Raw genomic sequence first — 20,821 nt, forward strand, 5'->3', positions numbered from 1 at the left:
CCCTCGACGTACTCGGCCCGCGTCCACTGGCGGACGCTCGCGTGGCCGCCGGGCACGTCGGTGGCCACGTTCATCGGGAAGACCGCCAGGTCGGCGAGCTGCTCGATCGCGCCCTCCTCGGCCAGCGCGTCGTAGGCGGCGAACCAATCGTCGATGTTCTTCAGTTCCTCGGCGCTCGGCTGGTACATGCTGCTCCTCCTCAAGTCGTACAACGTACCGTACAGCATACGGAGGCCGGTCGCGCACCGATGTTCAAGCCTTGCCCCGACCGGTTCGGACAGGATGAGACTCGATCTGCCGGCCAGGAAAGGACGACGATGACGCGACAGCCGCACGAGCGCACATTCGAGACCCTCCACCGCGATCCCCGGACCACGGTGAGCATCAGGACGACGGTCGCGATCGCCCGCCTGGCGGAGGCCCAGGGTGCGGGGTTCGCGGAACTGTGGAAGTACACCCAGGAGTCCGGCGTGCGAGTGGAGGGGCAGCCCTTCGTCAGGTACCACACCTTCGCGGGGGACGAGACGGACGTGGAGGTCGGCGTGCCCGTGGCCGGACGCCCGCTCGGCGCGGGACGGGTCGCCGCCGCCGAACTGCCGGGCGGCACGGCCGTCGCCACCTGGCACCTCGGATCGCACGACAGTCTGGGCGAGACCTACGCCCTGCTGGACGCATGGCTCAGGAAGCACGACCACGAGCCCGACGGCGGGGCGTGGGAGGTCTACCACTGGTTCGACCTCGACACGCGACCCGATCCGGCGAGCTGGCCGGCCCCGGAGACCTGGCGCACCCAGCTGATCCAGCCGATTCGCTGACGCCGGTCGCCCGCCGTCACGGCCCCCTCGCCGGCGTCGCGCTCCGCCGGACGATCGCGCCACCGGCCCAGGTGTTGCCGAATCGCGATGATCGCGGCGCCGGTGAGGGCGATCGGGCGGCGAGTCTGGATGTCATGTGGCGACAGGAGCTCGGCAAGGATCCCGGCTCGGGCGTGTCCGTCCATGACATGCGCACGGGAGGGCAGGTCAAGGGCTGGTCGCCGTGGGCTCCGGACGTCGGCCACGCCGTGGTGCTGATGCGGATGGGCGGCTTCCGCCGGCACGCGTCGGGGCAGGACTCCTTCCTCGACGCGGCCGGCGGCTACGTGACCAGCGAAGGGCTGGAGGAGCGCTTCGCCTATCCGTCGGCGGGCGAGATCCGCTACACCTGGATCGCGTTGACCCCTGACGCCTACGACGAGCACGTCGCGGGCGTCCAGGGCGCCCCGGGCTGGATGCTGGCGATCAGCGCCCTGCTCGACCTGCGCCATCGCGAGCTGCTGTCCGCCTGCAGGAAGGGCGCCGACCCCCTGGAGGTGGGTGAACGGGTGCGGAGCCTGCTGGCGGCTCTTCCGCCCCGGACCGAGCGGCCCGGCCCCGGCGCGCCGCCCACGACGCGGGTGATCCACCGCCGCATGGCCCTGGCCGTGCAGGAAGCGCTCTCCTGCGGTCATCTCAACGACGGGGCCGAGGACCTGGCGCGGCTGGTCGGCGCCTCGCCCAAGCACGTCGGCAGGATCTTCCGCCACGTCACCGGGCGCACGATCAGCGAGTACCGCAACGAACTGAGGGTGCGGGCCGTGCTGGAGCACCTGGCCGACGGCGGCGCCCAGCTCGCCGAGCTGGCCACCATGTACGGCTTCGCCGACCACGCGCACCTGACCCGGACGGTCCGCAAGCACCTCGCCGAGACGCCCAGCGCCCTGCGCGCCCGCCTCGACCCCGGCGGCCTCTGATCGTCCTGTGACCCGCCGGCCACCCCGTCCGGTGGCTATTGTGATCATCGACATGCAGGGCAAGAGGGCGGACGGTCATGACATCGGCGCAGCCTGGTCACCTGGTCGGCGGACGTTACCGGCTGGTCGCCCTTCTTGGCGCCGGCGGGTTCGGGCAGGTCTGGCGCGCCCACGACCAGGTCCTGGACGTCGAGGTGGCGATCAAGGAACTGCGCCTGCCGCCCGGCCTGCCGCAGGCGGAGCAGGACAGGCGGCTGGAGCGCACCGCACGCGAGGCGCGCAACGCCGTCCGGCTCCGGGCGCACGAGAACGTCGTCGCCGTCCACGACATCGTCCAGGACGGGCTGCCCTGGATCGTGATGGAGCTGGTCGAGGGCCGGTCACTGCAGGAGCACCTCGACACGCACGGGCCGTTGCCGGTGGACCGCGCCGCACAGCTGGCCGCAGGGCTGCTGGCGGCGCTCGGCGCGGCGCACCGGGCCGGCATCGTGCACCGCGACGTCAAGCCGGCCAACGTCATGCTCTCCGCGGACGGCAAAGTGCTGCTCACCGACTTCGGCATCGCCGTCCACACCGCCGACACCGCCCTGACGACCGCCGGGATGCTCGTCGGCTCACCCGAGTACACGGCCCCCGAACGGTTGCGCGGCACCGACGGGCTCCCGGCCAGTGACCTGTTCTCCCTCGGCGTGACCCTCTACCAGGCCGTCGAGGGCGTCTCGCCGTTCCGCCGCGACACCCAGCCGGCCACGCTGACCGCCGTCCTGCTGGCGGAGCCCCCGCCGCCACGCCGGGCGGGCCGGCTCGCGCCGCTCATCACCCGGCTGCTCGACAAGGATCCGCACGGCAGGCCGACCGCCGAGGAGGCGCCGGCCCTGCTCGGCGAGCAGCAGCCGGGCCGGGTCGATGCCGGGGACCGCACCAAGGTTCTGCCGCCCGCCGAGGTCCCCGGGCTGGGGTGGCAACGCAGGGCCGTCACGGTGATGACGGCGGCCGTCGCCGTACTGGCGGTGCTCGGCCTCACGAAGGTGCTCGGCCTCGTCGAAGCCGACGACCCCTGGGATTACATGAGCTCGCTGGTGACGGGACACCGTTGGGGCGCCGCCCTGGCCGCCGTCCTCGTCCTGGACGCCGGTCTGGCCGGCCTGCTGTGCGCCCGGGTCGCCCGGTTCCTGAGGCCGCTCACCGGTACGACCGTCGCGGTCGCCGGGGGCGCCGCCGGGTTCCTCGCCGGGGCCGGCGCCGTGGCGCTCGCCTTCGACGGCATCGCCGTGTTCCTGGCCATGGCCGACGTCGGGCGTGGCGACCGCATCTGGGTGATCCCGTTGATCGTGATCACGTCCGTCCTGGTGCTCACGGCCGGTTGGGCCTGGGAGTCGAGGCGCCGGGCACACCCGTCATAGGGGCGCCCGCCGGTCAGCGGGGCCGGCTGAGGGCGGCCTCGGCCAGATCCGTCCACTGCTCGGCCGAGGAGTGCGGCACGACCACCCAGTCCTTGACCACCCTGCCCTCGCCCGAGGGATCGAACAGGCACGCCCCGGCCAGCTCCAGCGCGGCCGCGTGCTCAGGGGTGTCCCTGACCAGCCGGAACACCATCGCGCCGTCACGCTGCAGGCTGGCGAACACCTTGCCCGCCTGGTCCTTGAGCGCCGGCCTCCCCATCATCCTGGAGACCCGCACCCCCAGGTCGGCCAGCTCGGCGCCGACCTGCAGGAAATCCTCTTCCGCGCTCATCGTCAGTCGGCCCCAGACTCCATGGCGGCGCGGGCCGAGAGGCTCGGCTCCCGCGCTCCGGCAGAAACGGCGATCAGGCTAGCAGGATCATGCCGAACCGGGAGAACCCGCGCCCCCGGGCCGCGATCCGGCGCTCTTCCCCTGACGCAGGGTCAATGTCCCAGCATGGGGGCATGACCTCTCCGACCAGTACGAACCGCCCGCCGTCCGGCGAGCTGACCGCCCACCACGACGGCCTCACGATCCCGCTGTCCCGCGGCGGACGGGGCCGCCCGCTGGTGTTGTGCCCCGGGCTGAACGCGACCCAGGCCGACCTCGGCGAGCTGATCGAGCTGCTGCGGCGCGACCACGACGTGGTCACCTTCGACCTGCGCGGCCACGGCCGCACCCCGGCCGCGGACCGGTACTCCTTCGAGGCGTTCCTCGGCGACCTGGACGCCGTGATCGCCCGGGTGGGCCGGCTCGGCCTCGGCGAGCCCCCCGTGCTCGTGGGGTACTCGCTGGGGGCCGACCTCGCCGTCCATCACGCCGCCCGGCATCCCGGGGGCGTCGCCGGGCTCGTCCTGATCGACGGGGCGAACCCGGTTCCCGAGCCGTTCCTCACCGAGGACGTCCTGCCGGCGTTCCGGGCGATGTGGACGGAGCTGGCCGCGCAGCAGCAGGCCCGGCGCGGCACCCCGCGCCAGGTGCTGCTCACCGCGCGCCAGATCCTCGACCTGAACGTCGAGATCGACGTGGTGCGGTCCGAGATCCTGTCCCGGTACTCCCTGATCGACCGGCCGATCAGCATGATCATGTCGACCTCGATGGCCGGCGAGGGCGGCCCCGCCGCGCGGTTCAACCGCAACTGGCGGGCCGGGGTCGAGCGGCTCGTCCGGCGACAGCCGCGCATCGCCACGACGTGGCTCGACGCCGACCACGGGCTGGTCTTCACGCACGCCACCGAGATCGCCCGGATCATCCGGCAGGCGGCTTCTTGACGAGCTCTGGAAGGCTGGTCCCATGCTGACCATCGGCGAACTGGCCTCGTACGCGGGGGTGACCGTGCGGGCGGTGCGGCACTACCACGCCAAGGGACTGCTGCCGGAGCCCGAGCGCGACCGCCACGGCTACCGCAGGTACGACGCCGCCGCCGCGGTCGAGCTGATCAGGATCCGCGCCCTCGCCGAGGCCGGGGTGCCGCTCGCGCGGGTGCGGGAGCTGCTGCGGGCCGGCGAGGAGGAGTTCGCCGCCGCGCTCGCCGACATCGACCGGCGGCTGCGCGCGGAGATCCGGCGGCAGCAGCGCCACCGGGCCCGGATCGCCCGGCTGGCCGCCGGGGACGGCCTGGCGCTGCCGCCGGAGGTGGTCGGCTACCTCGACCGGCTGCGGGCACTCGGCGTGGACGACCACGTCGTCCAGGCCGAACGCGACGGCTGGATCCTGCTGGCGGCGCACTCGCCCGGACGCGTGCCGGAGTGGATGGCCCGCAAACGCGAGCAGCTCGACGACCCGGACTTCGTCGGCTTCTTCCGCAACCTGGGCCAGGCCCTCACCCGGTCCGCCGACGACCCGCGGCTGGAGGAGCTGGCCGACGAGCTGGCCGCCTGCCTCACGCGGCTGACCGGCGAGCGGGACGAGGGCTACGTCGACGACCTCGACGTGGAACCGCAGTTCGTCCGGTTGATGGACGCCCTGGCGTTCGACGCCGTCCCGCCCGCCCGCCGGCTGATCGAGCTGCTGCGCCGGCGGGGCTGGACCGGCTGGAGCAAGCTGGAACGGGTGGACCCGCCGTCCTGGTCGCCGGCCGGGTCAGCCGTCGAGGAACCGCTCCAGCTCGGCGGTGACGAAACCGGGGTTCTCCTCGACGAGCCAGTGCCCGGCGCGCGGGACGTCCACCGCGCGGACGATCCTGGTCAGGCGGGGTGACACCGTGGACCGGATCGCGTCGAGCTGCCCCTGGGCGGTCATGAGCAGCGCCGGGACGCGTACCGGCGCCGCCGCCGTCGTGTCGCGCACGTCCTGGTCCAGGGCGCGGTAGAGCTCGAAGCCGCCCGACAGGGCCTGCGGCCGGCTGTAGGTGCGGGCGTACTCGGTGATCTCGGCGTCGGTGAACGGGGACCGCTGAGAGGTGCCGCCGAACGCCGTTCCGCCGTAGGAGACCTGGGGGTAGAACAGCGCCAGGTACTCGCGGACGTCGTCGCCCACCACCGCCTCGGGCACCCGGCGCTGGGAGTGGAAGGCGATGTGCCAGCTCAGCGACCGGTACGTGGCCGCGTCGACGGCCGGGCCGGGCAGCGGCAGGTCCAGGTAGCCGAGGCGGGCGGTGTCGGCGGGGAACCGGCTCGCGTACTGGAACGCCACCGCGGCGCCGAAGTCGTGGCCGACGACGGCGGCGTCCCGGATCCCGAGCCGCCCGGCGATCAGCTGGTGCACGTACCGCGCCAGCGTGGCCTTGTCGTAGCCGGTGGGCGAGCCTTCGCTGTCGCCCAGCCCCGGCAGGTCCACGGCGTAGACGGTGTGGTGCCGGGCCAGGTCCGGCATGATCGGCCACCAGCCGTACCAGGTCTGGGGCCAGCCGTGGATCAGCACCACCGGCGTGCCGGTCCCGCCCTTCACGTAGTGCATGCGCACGCCGTCCACGTCGGCGAACTCGTGCCGGAACGTCGTGCCGAAGCGCGGGTCGTCCTGGGTGGCGGTGGTGTAGGAGGCGGCGGACGGGGGAGCGGCGGCGGGCGTCGAACAGGCCGTGGCGCCGAGCGGGAGCAGGAGGGCGAGCGCGACGGTCGCGGCCGTGCGCGCGGATCGGGCGAGACGGCCCGGCGACGGCCGTGGAGCGGTGGTCATGTGGTCCTGTCCTGAGGAGAGTGGCGGGGTCGACGGCCGGTGCTGCCGTCGATCAGTGTGGGATCAATCCGACCAGCAGCCCGCCGATCTGGCACGAAAACTTGCGGTTATGGCAAGATGGCCGTCGTGCACGACGACATGGACGAGGTGCTGGGCGCGGTGGGGCCGCGCCTTCGGGCCCTGCGTCGTCACCGCGGCATCACCCTGGCCGAGCTCGCCACCACGACCGGCGTCTCGGAGAGCACGCTGTCCCGGCTGGAGAGCGGGCAGCGCCGGGCCACGCTGGAGCTGCTGCTGCCGCTGGCCCGCGTCTACGACGTCCCGCTCGACGACCTGGTCGGCGCCCCGCGCACCGGCGACCCCCGGATCCACCTCAAGCCGATCACCCGGTTCGGGATGACGTTCGTGCCGCTGTCCCGGCGGCCGGGCGGGGTCCACGCGTTCAAAATGATCATCCCCGCGCGGCCGGAACCGCTCGAACCGGCCCCGCAGACCCACGACGGCTTCGAATGGCTCTACGTCCTCACCGGACGCCTGCGGCTCGTCCTCGGCGACCGCGACCTCACGCTGCCGGTCGGCGAGGCGGCCGAGTTCGACACGTCCATGCCCCACTGGCTGGGCAGCGCCGACGGCGGCACGGTCGAGCTGCTCATCCTGTTCGACCCCCAAGGCATGCGCACCCACATCCACGCCGACCCCCACCGGCACTCTCACTGAGCATCCGACAGGCCGTATTCGCGGCCTGACCTTCATTTGTGGAGGTCAAGAGGTGCTGAAGCCCGTTTTCGGGGGAGAAGGGGGTGGCTTCGAATGCCTGATGATGGGAGTGGTGACCGTGGAGGGGTCCGGGGGAGCGATCCGGGTCGGTGTGGAGGAGGAGTACCACATCGTCGACGCGACCACACGCCGGGTGACCGCGCGGGCGGGGGCGCTGCTGAGCGCGCTGCCCGAGGAGAGCTTCACGCACGAGCTGCAGCGGTCGATGGTCGAGGCCAACAGCGCGCCGTTCCTGGCCCTGGACGACCTGGCCCGCGACGTGTGCCGCCTGCGCCGCAAGCTGATCTCCACCGCCGACGAGCTGGGGCTGGGGATCGCGGCGGCCGGCACGCCGCAGCTGGCCGACCTCGACGAGGTGAAGGTCTTCCCCGACCAGCGATACGAGAAGATGCTCAGCGACTTCCAGGTGCTGACCCGTGAGCAGCTCATCTGCGGCACGCACGTGCACGCCGAGGTGCCCGACCCGGACCTGGCGGTCGCGGTGGCGCACCGGCTGACGCCCTGGCTGGCGCCGTTGCTGGCACTCAGCGCCAGCTCGCCGTTCTGGGACGGGGCCGACACCGGCTACGCCAGCTACCGCACGCTGGTGTGGCAGCGGTGGCCGACGACGGGGCCGATCGGCAAGTTCGGCTCGGCGGCCGAGTACCAGGAGATGGTGCGGGGTTTGATCCGGTCCGGGGTGATCAGCGACGCGGGGATGCTCTATTTCGACGTCCGGCCCTCGCAACATGTGCCGACGGTGGAGCTGCGCATCTGTGACGCCTGTCCCCGGGTGGAGGACGTCGTGCTGATCGCCGGGCTGTTCCGGGCGCTGGTGGCCAGGGAGGTGGCCGCGGCGCGCCGCGGCCCCGGGCCGGAGGTGCAGGTGGAGGCGGCGCGCGCGGCGACCTGGCAGGCGGCCCGATGGGGGCTGGAGGGCGACCTGGTCGATCCGGTGGAGGGCGTGCCGCGCCCGGCCAAGGAGGTGGTCGAGGACCTGGTGACGGGCCTGCGCCCGCAACTGGAGGCGGCCGGCGACTGGGAGCTGGTGACCGGGCTGACCCGGCAGGTCCTGCAGACGGGCACGTCGGCGGCCCGCCAGCGGGCGGCGTACGCCGAGCGGGGCAGCCTGGCGGACGTGGTCGACCTGGTGCTCAGCGAGACCCGCACCTGCGAGTGGGACCGGCCGACGGGCGACCACGACCTCCCTTCGTGCCGGCCGGCGGCCTGATGGCCGGCCTCGGCGAGACGGGGGTGCTGGCATGTGCGGGCTGAGCGGCGAGTTCAGGTTCGACGGCGCGGAGGCCGACATCGGCGCGGTGGGCCGGATGACCGACGCCATGCACGACCGCGGGCCGGACGGCTCCGGCCTGTGGGCGCAGGGGGCCGTCGCGATGGGCCACCGGCGGCTCAAGATCATCGACCTGTCGGAGAAGGCGGCCCAGCCGATGGTGGACGCCGGGCTCGGCCTGGCGGTGGTGTTCAACGGCTGCCTGTACAACTACCGCGAGCTGCGCGAGGAGTTGCGCGGCTCGGGCTACCGGTTCTACTCCACCTCCGACACCGAGGTGCTGCTCAAGGCGTACCACCGGTGGGGCGCCGAGTGCGTCGGCCACTTCAAGGGCATGTTCGCCTTCGCGATCCACGAGCGGGACAGCGGCCGGCTGGTGCTCGGCCGCGACCGGCTCGGCATCAAGCCCATGTACGTCAGCCACGACGCCCGCCGCCTGCGCTTCGCCTCGACGCTGCCCGCCCTGGCCGCGGGCGGCGGCCTGGACACCGGCATCGACCGGGTGGCGCTGCACCACTACATGACCTTCCACTCGCTCGTGCCCGGCGAGCGCACGATCCTCGCGGGCGTGCGCAAGCTGCCGGCGGCCACCGTGCGGGTCGTCGAGGCGGACGGCACGAGCACCGACCACCGCTACTGGGACCCGCCCTACAGCCGCTCCGCGATGCCCGAGCACGCGGGGCTGAGCGAGCAGGAGTGGCGCGCGGCCACCCTGGACGCCCTGCGCACGGCGGTGCGCCGCCGGATGGTCGCCGACGTGCCGGTCGGCGTGCTGCTCTCCGGCGGCCTGGACTCCAGCCTCATCGTGGCGCTGCTGGCCGAGGAGGGGCAGAGCGGCCTGACCACGTTCAGCATCGGCTTCGAGGCGGCCGGCGGCGAGCAGGGGGACGAGTTCGCCTACTCCGACCTGGTCGCCGGCCGGTTCGGCACCGACCACCACCGCATCCGGATCCCCGGCGACCGCCTGCTGGACGGGCTGGAACGCGCGGTGGGCGCCATGAGCGAGCCGATGGCCAGCCACGACTGCGTCGCCTTCTACCTGCTGTCGCAGGAGGTCGCCCGGCACGTGAAGGTCGTGCAGTCGGGCCAGGGCGCCGACGAGGTGTTCGCCGGTTACAGCTGGTTCCCGCCGCTGGCGGGCGTGCCGCGCGAGCGGGCGGCCGAGGTCTACCGCAGGGAGTTCGCCGACCGCCCGCACCAGGAGCTGTCCGGCGTCCTGGCCCCCGGCTACCTGCTGGACCGGGACGTCAGCGGCGACTTCGTCCGGGAGCACGTGGCGCGGCCGGGCGCCGACACCGCGCTCGACGCCGTGCTGCGCCTGGAGACCACGGCCATGCTGATCGACGACCCGGTCAAACGCGTCGACAACATGACCATGGCCCACGGGCTGGAGGCCCGCACGCCGTTCCTCGACCACGACCTGGTCGAGCTGGCCGCCGCCTGCCCCGACGGGCTCAAACTGGCCCACGGCGGCAAGGGCGTGCTCAAGGACGCCGCCCGTCGGCTGCTGCCCGCGCAGATCGTCGACCGGCCGAAGGGCTACTTCCCGGTGCCCGCCGTCCGGCACGTCGAAGGGCCCCTGCTCGACCTCGTCCGGGACGCCCTCACCAGCGGGGCCGCCCGCGCGCGGGGCCTGTTCCGTCCGGAGTTCGTGCGGCGGCTGCTGGCCGACCCCGAGTCCGACAGGGCGACGACCGGCGTCAACACGCTGTGGCAGATCGGCCTGCTCGAACTGTGGCTCCAGGCCCACCAGATGTGATGCCGGACATCCTCGGCGACCTGTCGCACCTGCCGTCGGCCGCCGCGCTGCGCGCCTGGAACTGCCGCCGGCCCGCGCTGGCGCCCGACAACAGCGCCGTGGCCTTCGTCGGCGACCAGGACGGCGTGCCCCGGGTGTGGGTCCAGCCGCTCGGCGCGGATCTGGACGCGTGGCCGGTCGACACCGGCCACCACCCGGTCGTGGACGTGAGCTGGGGGCCCACGGGGGAACACCTGGCGGTCCTGGTGGCGCCGGGCGGCGGCGAGCACACGCAGGTGTGGACCGTGCGCCCGCACGGCGGCGAGCTGCGGCCGCTCGCCGTCCCGCCGCACGGGTCGGCCGCGCTCGTCCGCTGGACCGGCCGGGGCGAGTCGGTCCTGGTGGCCGAGACCTCCGCCGCCGGCCTGACCAGGGCCGAGCTGGCCGACGCCGTCACCGGCGCGCGCCAGGTCATCGCCGCAGGCGAGCTGCTGTGGCCGGCCGCGGTCAGCCGCGACCACGCGCGCATGCTGCTCCGGCGCGGGCCGCGCGGCCTGCGCCGGATGTACGCGGCCGACGCCGTCCCGGGTCACCCGCCGGGCGGCGAGCGCGACCTGCTGCCCGGCCTGCCCGGCTCGACCGACCAGGGGGTCCTGTCGCCCGACGGCGAGATCGCCTACCTGGTGTCGGACGCGGGCCGCGACCGGGCCGCGCTGCTGGCGGTGCGGCGCAACGCCTATCCCGTCGTGCTGGCCGAGCGGCCGGACGCCGAGCTGGACCGGTTCGCGCTCAGCGCCGACGGCCGCCGCGGCGTCCTGCTGTGGAACGAGCACGGCCGCTCGGCGCTGGACGTCGTGGAACTGCCCGCCGCGCACGTCAGGTCGCTTCCGCCGCCGCCCGCCGACGTGGTCACCTCGGTCCGGGTCGCCTGGGACGGCCGCACGGCGGTGCTCGCCGCCGAGAGCCCCGAGGAGCCCTCGCACGTGCTGCTGTGCGACCTGACCTCCGGGACGTACCGGTACGCCGCCGGGGCCGGGCGGCTCCCGGTCGCGACCGGCGCCGAGCTGCTGCGCTTCCCCGCCCGCGACGGGCTGGAGCTGGCCGCCTGGCTCTACCGCCCGGCGCACGTCCACGGGCCCGCGCCGTTCGTGGTGTCGCTGCACGGAGGGCCGGAGGACCAGGAACGCCCCACCTTCAACCCGCTCTACCAGAACCTCCTGGCCGCCGGGATCGGGGTGCTGGCGCCCAACGTGCGCGGTTCGGGCGGGTACGGGCGGGCCTTCCGCCAGGCCGACGACCTGGCGCTGCGCTTCCGCGCGGTCGAGGACGTCGCCGACTGCGCCGCCGCGCTGGTGCGGACGGGCGCGGCGGACCCGTCCAGGCTCGCCTGCATGGGCTGGTCGTACGGCGGCTACCTGACCCTGGCCGCCCTCGTCACCCATCCGCACCTCTTCCGCGCGGGCGTGAACATGAGCGGCATCGCCGATTTCGCCACCTTCTACGCCCATACCGAACCGTGGATCGCCGCCGCGGCGGTGTCCGAGTACGGGCACCCGGAGGCGGACCGCGACCTGCTGCACGCCCTGTCCCCGCTGCGCGCCTTCGACCGGCTGGCCGCCCCGCTCCTGGTCGTGCACGGGGCGCAGGACACCAACGTGCCGGTGCACGAGGCCCGGCAGGCGTTCGGGGCGGCCCGCGCCCGCGGCGTGCCCTGCGACCTGCTGCTCTTCGAGGACGAAGGCCACGAGATCCGCAACCGCGCCAACCGCATCAGCCTCGTCTCCAAGGTGCTGAACTGGCTCGACGAGCACCTGCGGCCCGCCCCGCATTGATCGGGCGGCCGGACGCGTCCATCATGGTGCCCCACCGGCACGGAAGGACCCGCTCGTGACCGACCTCGACTCCCGGCTGCGCGCCTGGCGGCACGACCTGCACCGGCGGCCCGAGCCGGCCTTCGCCGAGCACGCGACGAGCGCCTACCTCGCCGCGGCGCTGGAGGCGGCGGGCCTCGACGTCGTCACCGGCGTCGGCGGCACCGGCGTCGTCGCCTCCCTGACCAGGGGCGGCACCGGCCGGGCCGTCGGGCTGCGGGCCGACATGGACTGCCTGCCGCTCGACGAGCCGGGCACGCACGACCACGTCTCCCGCAACCCCGGCTTCATGCACGCCTGCGGCCATGACGGGCACATGGCGATGCTGCTCGGCGCCGCCGCCGTCCTGGCCGCCGAGGGCGGCTTCGAGGGAACCGTCCGGTTCGTCTTCCAGCCCGCCGAGGAGCCCGGCCGCGGCGCGCGGGCCATGCTCGACGACGGCCTGCTCGCCCGCTTCCCCGTCCAGGCCATGTACGGGCTGCACAACTGGCCCGGCGTCCCCGCCGGCCACTTCCTGACCCGCGCCGGGAGCATCATGGCCGGCGAGGACAACTTCGAGATCCGCATCCGGGGCCGCGGCGGGCACGCCGCCCGCCCGCACATGGTCGTCGACCCCATCGTGGTGGCCGCGGAGATCGTCCTGGCCCTGCAGACGGTCGTCGCCCGCAACGTCGACCCCGCGCTGCCCGCCGTGGTGTCCTGCACCGACATCAGCACCGACGGCGCGCGCAACGCCATCCCCGGCGAGGTCGTCATCAAAGGGGACACCCGCAGCTTCGACCCCGCCGTCGCCGCACTCCTGGAAGACCGGGTCCGGCGGCTCTGCGAGGGCATCGGCGCCGCCCACGGCGCGACGTGCGCCGTCACCTACACCCACGAGTTCGCGCCCACCGTCAACGACCCCGCCTGCGTCGCCGCGGCGGTCGAGGCGGCCGTCGCGGTCGCCGGCGAGGACGGCGTCGACCCCGACTGCGCGCCCGTCATGCCGAGCGAGGACTTCGGCGTGTTCGCCGGGGCCGTGCCGGCCTGCTTCGCCTTCCTCGGCAACGGCACCGAACCCGGCCGGGGCGGCGACCCGCTGCACAGCAGGGAGTACGACTTCAACGACGCCGTCCTGCGGACGGGGACGGACTTCTACGTCACGCTGGCGCGCCGCGCCCTGCCCGCCGGCGCTCCCGCGGCGCCTGCTCGGTGAGGCCCGGTCCGCGGGCGGCCCCGCGGCGGGACGTCACGCGGCCGCGGCCAGCTCCTCCAGCGCGCGCAGGGACGGCAGCTCGAACGGCTGCCGCACCGGAACCTGCCCGGCGCGGGCGTCCTCGGCCTCGCCCGCCCAGTGCCGCAGCGCCTCCAGCGGGGTGACGCCGTTGGCCTTGGCCCAGCGCAGCCGCCGGGTCCAGACCACGGCGGCGTCGAAGGCGGCGTCACCGGCCTGCTCGCGCGGCACGTACTGGGCCGCGTCGTCCGTGGCGGCGGCCCACAGGTAGCCGATCACGGCGCCGTCCTTGAGCACCGGGACGTAGCGGACCGCGGCCGTCGTCGTGCGGGGGTAGGCGTCCGGGGCGTGGACGGTCCGGAACTCGGGCTGGTCCTTCAGCGACATCTCTTCGTCCTTCCCGTCAGCCGTCGGCCTCGGGCGGCAGCACCCAGCCGTAGACGTGCCATCGGCCGTCCTTGCGCTGCACGTCCTCGGCGAACCATGACAAACCAGTGCCGAGCAGCAGTTCCCTCTCCTGGTGCCGGCTGAGCAGGTCCAGGTAGAAGGCGGGGGTGCCTTCGGGCACGCGCAGGTGCAGTTCCACGTGCCCGGCCCCGGGGGAGGCGGGCCCGTCGCCGATGCTCGTCGAGAAGAAGGCGGGGTCACGTTGCACGGTTCCCGCCAGCTCCTCGACGGGCACGGTGAACAATTTCGGGGTCAGCCGCAGCGTCCGGAACACGTCGATCGTCTCGGGGACCGGCCGGCGTTCCATGATCTCCTGCAGCAGCTCGATCTCCGCGATGATACGTGCCTTGTTCTTGGCGACCTCCTCGGGCGTCAGGCCCTCGATGGAGGAGTCGCCGTACCGCAGGTAGTCGTTCATCCCCAGGTAGCCGCCCTCGGAGTACTCCTTGGCCGCCGCGCGCTCGGCCTGGGACAGCCCGGCGGACACGTCCGACCAGACGGCCTCGCCGAACGAGGCCGAGACCATGCGGGAGCCGAAGGGCGCGTCCACGGGGACGTGCGGCGCGGGCGCGGTGTAGTACAGGCCCGATTCGGTACGGCGGATCGTCTGCCCCAGCGACGGGTTCGGCCCGTCGGCGACCAGCCCCGAGTACGCGGGCGGCGCGCCGCCCTTGCCATGGGGCAGGGGGGAGGGGGACAGGTCGCCGGAGCGCGCGTCGAAGTCCACCGGGGGCTTGACCCGGCCGGCCGTGTCCGGCGCGGTGTAGTGGTCCTTCGGCGGGGCGGCGGCCGGTCCCGCGTCCTGGTGGTAGAGGCCCAGGATGTCCGGCAGGGCCTTGGCCAGGGCGGGGTGCAGCTTGTCGCCGTTCGCCATCGAGGTGAGCTCTTTCAGCGTGAACCACTGGGCGCCGCTGGTCTCGAACGTGTCGAGCTTCGGAGCGAACATCGGCCCGTCGGCGGCCAGGTTGGTGTACGTCCAGCCGTCGTCCCCGACGTGCACGGCGTGCTCTCCCTTGAGCCGCAGCTCGTCCAGGTAGACCTGGTCGACGCCCAGCTCCTCGCTGATCTCCCGGGCCGCGCCGTGCACGGGGCTCTCCAGGCTGTCGAGCGCGCCGCCGGGCAGCTGCCACTTGCCGGCGTTGGAGACCAGCTCGCTCTGCTGCATGAGCAGGTAACGCGGCTCGCCGTGCGGGTCGATGCCCCGGATCAGCACGCCCGCCGCGCCGTACTTGCCCCATTGGCCGCCGCTCACGTAGCCGTCGCCGGACTTGCCGGGGTTCTCCAGGATCCGGAACGGTCCCTGCGGCTTTGCGGCGCCGCCGGGCAGGACGCCCCCGCCCGCGTGGGAGGCGGCGGGCCCGTCCGCGGCCCGCACGTCGTTGAGGAGGGCGTCGAAGTCGTGCCCGCCGCCGAAGGACGGGTCCTGCTTGGCGGCCGCGCCGGCCAGCGTGGTGCTCTCCGGCCAGTGCCCGGCCGGGAGCCCCGCCGAACCGTCCGCGTAGTACGACGACGACGTGGGCTGGTGGTCGTAGGAGTGGTACGCGCCGTTCAGCCACTCGGGGGGAAGCGTGGCGGCGGAACCCGGGTCCACGCCGGACTTCACCGCCGAATTCACCGCCGAATTCACCGGCGAATTCACCGTCGTATTCACCGGGGAGTGCGCCGGCGGGCCGGCGTCGGGCTTGACGTGCGCTCCCGGGCTCCAGCTCGCCCAGTGCGCGTCCGCGCCGCCCAGCACGCCGGAGGTGAGGCTCTTGAGCAGCCTGTCCGGGTCGAACGGCTGCCCGCCGTAGATCTGCGTGGCCACGTCCGTGGCCACGCCGGCCAGGCCCGAACGGCCCATCAACCCGAGCATCGACCGAGGGGGCAGGATGCCCGTGAAGCCCGTCAGGAAGGCGCCCAGGAGGGCGCCCGTGCCGGCCGATGTCATGACCTGGTCCCAGTCCACGTGATCGCGCCGGGACTGCGTGGCCTGCACCCCGAGGTCCATGCCGCCCATCAGTCCGCCGAACAGCCCGATGTTGATCAGCAGCCGTTTGCCGAGCTGGGCGATGGCCAGCCGGGTGAGCTGGATCCGCGAGCCGGCCACGGCCATGGCGGCCGGTCCCCAGGGGCCGGCCGCCGCAGCCAGCAGCCAGATGAGCTGAAGGATCAGGAACCAGACCGAGACCTCGATCATCCGCTTGGTGTACTGCACCTGGACGCCGAGATCGTTGTAGTGGAGGGCGGCCGAGACGAGCTCCTTGACGAGCTCGGCCAGCATCTGATCGGGCCCCTCCTGGACGTACGTGACGAACTCCCGCAGCGCGTCGCCGTCCCAGTCGTCGCCGAGCCGGGTGTAGACCGCCACGCCCCGCGCCTCCAGGACGCCCCGCGCGGTGGACGCGCACGCGTCGGCGAGCCGGAAACAGCCGTCCTCGTCACCTTCGGGCCAGTCCATGCCGACGGCGTAGCCGACGAACGGCTTCGCCCAGTCAGGGACGAGAAAACCGTCGAACCCCAAGCTCACGTCCCCGGCAGACTCGGCGGAGACGGCGCCTGGCCGTCGAGGGGCGGGGCCTGATACCCGGCGTCGTGGGTGTCCGGGCCTTCGGCGTCCTCGTAGTTCCGCGCGTTGCCCCGGAGCCCGTCCCGAACGGCCTCCACCGCCTGGATGTAGGCGTCGAAGGCGAGCAGGACGGTGCTCTCGATCCTGTACTGGTTCTTCGCCAGCTCCCTGCCGTAGTGGTCGTCGCCCAGCGGGTTGCCCTCGCGGTAGAAGACGGCGCCCAGCGCGCTGTACAGGTCCCGCAGGGCGGTGGCGCTGGCGTCGGCCTGCGCGGAACGCTGCCGCAGACCGCTGAAGACCGCCTTGTATCCCTGGCCGCGGGTGTCACTCATGCGCCGCGCCGTCCTCCGGCGGAAGCCGCACGGGCTTCGGCAGGAACGACTCGATGCCCGTCCCCTCGCCCAGCACCTCCTCCAGAGGCAGCCCCTGCGGCATGAACGGCGTCATGAGCTCCTTCGTCCGGTCCGCCACCTGCTCGGTGGCGGCGCCGATCTGCTCCATGATCGAGCGGGCGAGCTGCGACGGCGCGAGCCTGCGGTACACCCGGGGGTCCAGCGCGATGTCCTGCACCTGACCGCGCGGCCCCACCGTCACGCTGACCAGGCCGTCGCGGCTCTGCGCGGTCGCCACCAGCTCCGACAGCTTGCCGTACGCCGTCCGCAGCTCGCGGGCCTGCCGGTTGTACTCCCTGGCCAACGCTTCGACTGTCAGCCCGAACTCGTCGCTCAAACGGCGTACCTCTCGTACCAGGGGCGACTTCTGCCGCAGCTGTAACGTGGACGCCTACCGTACTAAATCTCTTTACGGACGGAAAACGAGCAGTTCAGGCCATCCGAAACCCGCCCGCCCGCCGGGCCGGCGAGCCGACCCGGCGGGGACCACGGAGTCAACGATCGCGAGGGGCCGTGTGCGCGAGGACGGCGGTGGCCAGTTCCTCGTGCACCTCCGGCGGCAGCGTGTGCCCCAGGCCCTCCACCATCATCAGCCGCGCCCCCGGCACCTGCTCGGCGATGAGCGCGCCATGACCCGGCTTGGCCACCTCGTGGGTGCCCTCGATCACCAGCGTCGGCGCCTTGACCTGGTGCAGCACGCCCACCGGCTCGAAATCGGGCTTGGCGCCCGCCGCCAGCCGATGGTTGACCGTCGCCGACAGGTCGCGCGCCCGGTCGTAGATGCGCTCCTGCAACCGGCGCGCCGCGTCCTCGTCGAACGGCAGCCCGGTCCCGTGCAGCAGACGCTGCTCGGCGATCATGCCCTCGATCGCCGCCCGCCGGTCCTGCGGCGGCGGCGACGCGATCAGGGCCTGGTAGAAGGCCACGAACTCCGGCAGCGGCACCGGCAGGCTGCCCTCCGGCTGCGGCTGGCCCAGCAGCGCCCGCATGATGACCTGCCCCTCGCCGCCGCCCAGCGGCGAGGAGCCGATGACCGTCAGCGACCGCACCCGCTCCGGCCGCTCCACCGCGACGAACTGCCCCAGCAGCCCGCCCGCCGAGTGACAGACCAGATGCGCGCTGTCCAGGCCGTGCGCGTCCATCACCCGGTAGACGTCGTCCTTGATGTCGTCCCACGTGTACGGGTGCGCCGCGAAGTCGACCGTGTCCGACATGCCGGTGTCACGGTGGTCGTACCGGATCACCCGGCGGCCGCCCGCGGTCAGCAGCCCGACGAACTCGTCCGGCCACAGGACGCCCTGCGACATCGAACCCATGATCAGCAGGATCGGCTCGTCGGTGGCGGCGCCGAACTCTTCACTCCAGATGTTCACGTTTTGCATGCCTCACAGCTTGCCCGGCCCGGCTACGGGCGCCTTCTGTAGAACTACTAGCCGCGCCAGATCAGTACGGGAGCCGATGCCGAGCTTCGGATAGATCTTGTACAGGTGGTACTCGACCGTCCGCGGGCTCAGGAAGAGCTGGGCGGCGATCTGCTTGCTCGACAACCCGTCGGCGACCAGGCCCGCGATGCGCAACTCCTGCGGGGTCAGCGCGTCGAGCACGGCCGCGGGCGGCGCCTGCCCGCTCTCGCCCGCGGCCCGCAGCTCCTCCTGCGCGCGCCGCGCCCACGGCCGCGCGCCCGCCCGCTCGAACGTCTCCCACGCCATCCGCAGATGCGCCCGCGCCTCGCCCGGACGTTGCCCGCGGCGCAACCGCTCGCCCAGCAGCAGGGCCGTCCTGGCCGCCTCGAAGGGGTTGGTGTGCAGCCGCAGCGCCTCGTCGAAGGCGTCCTCGTGCGATTCGGCCAGGCCGCGGCAACGCGCCAGCAGCGCGCGTGACTCGGGCGTCGCCGCGTGCCGCGACCCCCGTTCGTACGCCTCCAGCGCCGCCCGCGCGCCCTCCTCGTCGCCCGCTCCGACGGCGGCCTCGACGCGGTCGGGGGTCGTCCGCCAGACGACCGCCGGATGCCCGGTGCCCGGCCCGGCCGCGGCGATGGCCGCGAACCGGTCGCGCGCCGCCGCGTGCCGGCCCAGGCACAGGTCGAGCATCGCCCGCGCGTACGCCGCCACCCCCGCGCGCAGCCCCACCCGATGGGGGACGGCGATGGCCAGCGCCGCGCGGGCCTGCCGCTCGCAGTCCTCCTCCTCGCCGCGCAGCGCCGCCACGACCGCCAGGTTGGCCAGGTGCGCGGCCACCGTGTTCTCGTAACCGGCCTCGCGGGCCAGCTCCAGGCCCTCCTCCGAGAGGGCCTGGCTGCGCGCCAGCCGCCCGGCCAGCCGTTCGGCGGTCGCCACGAACTCCAGCACGACCGGCAACTGCCCCGCCATGCCCGACACCCTGGCCACCTGCCCGGCCCGGTCGCTCAGCTCGGCGGCCAGGTCCGTCTCGCCGAGCTGGCTGGCCGCGGCCGCCGCCCACAGGTGGCCCGCCGGGTCCTTCAGTTCACCGGCCCGCGCCAGCGCCCGGCGCAGCAGTCCGGGCCCGGCGGCGTCGCCGCCCAGGGTCAGGCCGATGCCGGCCACCGTGTCCCGCAGGAAACCCTCCGGGTGCGCGGCGGCCCGGCGGCCGAGCTCGACGATCATCGCGGTGTCGCCGACGTACGCGGCCGCCTCGGAGGCGTCGGCCAGCATGTCCAGGCTGTCGCCCGCCGCCAGGATCCGCACGGCCTCGGCGGCGTTGCCCGAGTTCAGCTCGAACCGGCCGCGGAGCTGGGCGATCTCCATGGTCACGCCGACGTCGCCGCCGGCCCGTTCGCGCGCCTCGGCCAGCAGCGACTCCGCCTGGCCGGGACGGCCGCCGAGCCAGGCCGCGACGGCGGCGTCCTTCAGCCGGACGGCGCGTTCGCGCGGCTCGGGGGTCAGCTCGGCGGCTCTGGCCAGGGCGGTGGCGGCGGCGCCGTACCCGCCGCGGTCGCGGGCCCGGCCGGCGGCGGCCACCAGCGCGGCGGCGACCTCCTCGTCCTGGCCCAGGGCGGCTCCGGCCAGGTGCCAGGCGCGGCGGTCGTCGGCGGTCAGCTCCGCCAGGACGGCGTGCGCCCGGCGCACCTCGGCCGGAGCGGCCGCCTCGTGCACCGCGGAACGGATCAGCGGGTGGCGGAAGCGCACGCCGGCGCCCGACACCTCCGCCAGCCCGCCCTCCTCCAACTCGGCCAACGCCGCCCGCCCGGCCTCCGCCTCAGACTCCGCGCGTTCGGCGAGGAGCCGGCCGGTGGCGCGCAGGACCACGTCGAGGTCGCCCTCGACGGCGGCGACCAGGGCGGCCAGCCGGGCGGCGGCGGACAACGCGGCCACCCGGTCGCCGAACAGCCGGGCGCCGCCGGGCAGCGGGTCGGGCAGCGGTTCGCGTCCGGCGAGCTGGGCGGGCGTCAGACGGGCGGCGATCTCGCGCAGGGCGAGCGGGTTCGCGCCGGTCAGCGTGACCAGCTCGCGCCGCACCTGGACGGGCAGCGTGCCGTGGCGGGACGCCAGCAGCTCGTCCGCTGCGGTCTCGGCCAGGCCGCGCACCTCCACCGTCAGCGGCACGCCCTTGACCGCGGCGTCCCCGCGCACCGCGAGCAGCATCGCGACGCGTTCGGTCGCGAGCCGCCTGGCGGCGAACAGCAGCGCGTCGGCCGAGGCCCGGTCGACCCACTGGAAGTCGTCCACCACGCAGACCAGCCCGTCCGGCGCGGCGGCCTCGACCAGCAGCGAGAGCACGCCGGCCGCCAGCAGGAACCGGTCACCGGCGCCCCCGGCCGCCAGCCCCAGGGCCGCGCGGACGGCGAGGCGCTGCGGCTCGGGCAGCGCGTCGAGCACGCCGGGCGAACCGGCCACCGGCCACAGAAGCTGGTGCAGCGCCGCGAACGCCAGGTCGGACTCCGACTCGACGCCGGTGAGCCGCAACACCCGCATCGCGCCGCCGCGCGCGGCCGCCGCGTCGAGCAGGGCCGTCTTGCCCGCCCCCGCCTCGCCGCGCAACACCGCCGCGCCGCCGGCGCCGTCGCGGGCGCGCGCGATCACCTCGTCGAGAACGCTGATTTCCGCAGATCTGCCGTAGAGCACAAGCCCCTACCCTAGGCGCGCGGCCCGGCTCGCCGAGCACCGGAGACCGTCCCTACGTGGGCAGCCACGCAGGCCACCAGGGCAGGACGCAGTCGCCGGGGGTGCCCTGGGTGGCCACGTCGTACAGGGTCAGCGCAACGGGCCCGGCGAGC

Annotated in this window: 18 protein-coding genes and 1 pseudogene; 10 read left to right on the plus strand and 9 right to left on the minus strand. The window is 74.0% G+C overall.

Annotated elements, in window-relative coordinates; genetic code table 11:
• A pseudogene (locus AB0C33_RS37980) lies at positions 1-188 on the minus strand (nuclear transport factor 2 family protein); the annotation flags it as partial.
• 129 nt (positions 189-317) lie between these two features.
• Between AB0C33_RS37980 and AB0C33_RS37985 the strand changes: the two are divergent.
• The 3 genes from AB0C33_RS37985 to AB0C33_RS37995 all read left to right on the plus strand — a co-directional run bounded on the left by AB0C33_RS37985 (position 318) and on the right by AB0C33_RS37995 (position 3,174).
• A complete protein-coding gene (locus tag AB0C33_RS37985) occupies positions 318-815 on the plus strand; it encodes a GyrI-like domain-containing protein (RefSeq protein ID WP_358296819.1) in 498 nt (165 codons plus the stop codon).
• A 134-nt stretch (positions 816-949) separates the two neighbouring features.
• A complete protein-coding gene (locus tag AB0C33_RS37990) occupies positions 950-1,771 on the plus strand; it encodes a helix-turn-helix transcriptional regulator (RefSeq protein ID WP_358296822.1) in 822 nt (273 codons plus the stop codon).
• Positions 1,772-1,848: 77 nt separating this feature from the next.
• Positions 1,849-3,174 (plus strand): serine/threonine-protein kinase, encoded by a 1,326-nt coding sequence (locus AB0C33_RS37995; RefSeq protein WP_358296824.1) that lies wholly within the window; start codon positions 1,849-1,851, stop codon positions 3,172-3,174.
• A gap of 13 nt (positions 3,175-3,187) precedes the next feature.
• Here the strand turns inward: AB0C33_RS37995 and AB0C33_RS38000 are convergent, their stop codons facing one another.
• Positions 3,188-3,505 carry a hypothetical protein gene (locus AB0C33_RS38000; RefSeq protein WP_358296827.1) on the minus strand — a complete coding sequence of 106 codons (318 nt, stop codon included), beginning with the start codon at positions 3,503-3,505 and terminating at the stop codon, positions 3,188-3,190.
• A 173-nt stretch (positions 3,506-3,678) separates the two neighbouring features.
• On the opposite strand from AB0C33_RS38000, the gene AB0C33_RS38005 reads away from it, so the two are divergent.
• The gene (locus AB0C33_RS38005) at positions 3,679-4,485 is read left to right on the plus strand and encodes an alpha/beta hydrolase (RefSeq protein ID WP_358296829.1); all 807 of its coding nucleotides are present in this window, start codon (positions 3,679-3,681) and stop codon (positions 4,483-4,485) included.
• A 22-nt stretch (positions 4,486-4,507) separates the two neighbouring features.
• On the plus strand, positions 4,508-5,413 hold the full coding sequence (locus AB0C33_RS38010) for a MerR family transcriptional regulator (RefSeq protein WP_358296832.1): 906 nt from the start codon (positions 4,508-4,510) through the stop codon (positions 5,411-5,413).
• Here AB0C33_RS38010 and AB0C33_RS38015 read toward each other — a convergent pair.
• Positions 5,297-6,331, minus strand: coding sequence for an alpha/beta hydrolase (locus tag AB0C33_RS38015; protein ID WP_358296834.1), 1,035 nt, complete (start codon positions 6,329-6,331; stop codon positions 5,297-5,299). The two genes, AB0C33_RS38010 and AB0C33_RS38015, sit on opposite strands and share 117 nt — an antisense overlap.
• 126 nt (positions 6,332-6,457) lie before the next feature.
• On the opposite strand from AB0C33_RS38015, the gene AB0C33_RS38020 reads away from it, so the two are divergent.
• Genes AB0C33_RS38020 through AB0C33_RS38040 form a run of 5 tightly spaced genes read left to right on the plus strand, consistent with a single transcriptional unit; the run spans position 6,458 to position 13,182 of the window.
• On the plus strand, positions 6,458-7,048 hold the full coding sequence (locus tag AB0C33_RS38020) for an XRE family transcriptional regulator (protein WP_352360203.1): 591 nt from the start codon (positions 6,458-6,460) through the stop codon (positions 7,046-7,048).
• 52 nt (positions 7,049-7,100) lie between these two features.
• Positions 7,101-8,318: a glutamate--cysteine ligase gene (locus tag AB0C33_RS38025; RefSeq protein ID WP_358296837.1), complete on the plus strand. Its 1,218-nt coding sequence runs from the start codon at positions 7,101-7,103 to the stop codon at positions 8,316-8,318.
• A gap of 31 nt (positions 8,319-8,349) precedes the next feature.
• Positions 8,350-10,137: an N-acetylglutaminylglutamine amidotransferase gene (locus tag AB0C33_RS38030; protein WP_358296840.1), complete on the plus strand. Its 1,788-nt coding sequence runs from the start codon at positions 8,350-8,352 to the stop codon at positions 10,135-10,137.
• Positions 10,137-11,948 carry a S9 family peptidase gene (locus AB0C33_RS38035; RefSeq protein ID WP_358296842.1) on the plus strand — a complete coding sequence of 604 codons (1,812 nt, stop codon included), beginning with the start codon at positions 10,137-10,139 and terminating at the stop codon, positions 11,946-11,948. The genes AB0C33_RS38030 and AB0C33_RS38035 overlap by 1 nt, the downstream gene beginning before the upstream one ends.
• A 55-nt stretch (positions 11,949-12,003) precedes the next feature.
• On the plus strand, positions 12,004-13,182 hold the full coding sequence (locus AB0C33_RS38040; protein ID WP_358296845.1) for an amidohydrolase: 1,179 nt from the start codon (positions 12,004-12,006) through the stop codon (positions 13,180-13,182).
• A gap of 33 nt (positions 13,183-13,215) precedes the next feature.
• Here the strand turns inward: AB0C33_RS38040 and AB0C33_RS38045 are convergent, their stop codons facing one another.
• From AB0C33_RS38045 to AB0C33_RS38070, 6 genes are all read right to left on the minus strand, one after another.
• Positions 13,216-13,587: a hypothetical protein gene (locus tag AB0C33_RS38045; protein ID WP_358296848.1), complete on the minus strand. Its 372-nt coding sequence runs from the start codon at positions 13,585-13,587 to the stop codon at positions 13,216-13,218.
• Between the two features lie 16 nt (positions 13,588-13,603).
• Positions 13,604-16,156, minus strand: coding sequence for an ADP-ribosyltransferase (locus AB0C33_RS38050; protein ID WP_358296850.1), 2,553 nt, complete (start codon positions 16,154-16,156; stop codon positions 13,604-13,606).
• Positions 16,153-16,527: a hypothetical protein gene (locus AB0C33_RS38055; protein ID WP_358296853.1), complete on the minus strand. Its 375-nt coding sequence runs from the start codon at positions 16,525-16,527 to the stop codon at positions 16,153-16,155. The genes AB0C33_RS38050 and AB0C33_RS38055 overlap by 4 nt, the downstream gene beginning before the upstream one ends.
• Complete coding sequence (locus tag AB0C33_RS38060) at positions 16,520-16,924, minus strand: YbaB/EbfC family nucleoid-associated protein (RefSeq protein ID WP_358296856.1); 405 nt, start codon at positions 16,922-16,924, stop codon at positions 16,520-16,522. Before AB0C33_RS38060 ends, AB0C33_RS38055 begins: the two co-directional genes overlap by 8 nt.
• 157 nt (positions 16,925-17,081) lie before the next feature.
• Positions 17,082-17,969: an alpha/beta fold hydrolase gene (locus AB0C33_RS38065; RefSeq protein WP_358296859.1), complete on the minus strand. Its 888-nt coding sequence runs from the start codon at positions 17,967-17,969 to the stop codon at positions 17,082-17,084.
• A gap of 3 nt (positions 17,970-17,972) precedes the next feature.
• Positions 17,973-20,669 carry a LuxR C-terminal-related transcriptional regulator gene (locus AB0C33_RS38070; RefSeq protein WP_358296862.1) on the minus strand — a complete coding sequence of 899 codons (2,697 nt, stop codon included), beginning with the start codon at positions 20,667-20,669 and terminating at the stop codon, positions 17,973-17,975.
• Between the last annotated feature and the right edge of the window lie 152 nt (positions 20,670-20,821).

This window comes from Nonomuraea sp. NPDC048881, assembly GCF_040649795.1.
Lineage (GTDB): Bacteria > Actinomycetota > Actinomycetes > Streptosporangiales > Streptosporangiaceae > Nonomuraea.

Coding starts and splice junctions, on each gene's coding strand:
- AB0C33_RS37985 (WP_358296819.1), top strand. CDS start 318: ATGACGCGACAGCCGCACGAGCGCACATTCGAGACCCTCCACCGCGAT.
- AB0C33_RS37990 (WP_358296822.1), top strand. CDS start 950: ATGTGGCGACAGGAGCTCGGCAAGGATCCCGGCTCGGGCGTGTCCGTC.
- AB0C33_RS37995 (WP_358296824.1), top strand. CDS start 1,849: ATGACATCGGCGCAGCCTGGTCACCTGGTCGGCGGACGTTACCGGCTG.
- AB0C33_RS38000 (WP_358296827.1), bottom strand. CDS start 3,505: ATGAGCGCGGAAGAGGATTTCCTGCAGGTCGGCGCCGAGCTGGCCGAC.
- AB0C33_RS38005 (WP_358296829.1), top strand. CDS start 3,679: ATGACCTCTCCGACCAGTACGAACCGCCCGCCGTCCGGCGAGCTGACC.
- AB0C33_RS38010 (WP_358296832.1), top strand. CDS start 4,508: ATGCTGACCATCGGCGAACTGGCCTCGTACGCGGGGGTGACCGTGCGG.
- AB0C33_RS38015 (WP_358296834.1), bottom strand. CDS start 6,331: ATGACCACCGCTCCACGGCCGTCGCCGGGCCGTCTCGCCCGATCCGCG.
- AB0C33_RS38030 (WP_358296840.1), top strand. CDS start 8,350: ATGTGCGGGCTGAGCGGCGAGTTCAGGTTCGACGGCGCGGAGGCCGAC.
- AB0C33_RS38035 (WP_358296842.1), top strand. CDS start 10,137: ATGCCGGACATCCTCGGCGACCTGTCGCACCTGCCGTCGGCCGCCGCG.
- AB0C33_RS38045 (WP_358296848.1), bottom strand. CDS start 13,587: ATGTCGCTGAAGGACCAGCCCGAGTTCCGGACCGTCCACGCCCCGGAC.
- AB0C33_RS38055 (WP_358296853.1), bottom strand. CDS start 16,527: ATGAGTGACACCCGCGGCCAGGGATACAAGGCGGTCTTCAGCGGTCTG.
- AB0C33_RS38065 (WP_358296859.1), bottom strand. CDS start 17,969: ATGCAAAACGTGAACATCTGGAGTGAAGAGTTCGGCGCCGCCACCGAC.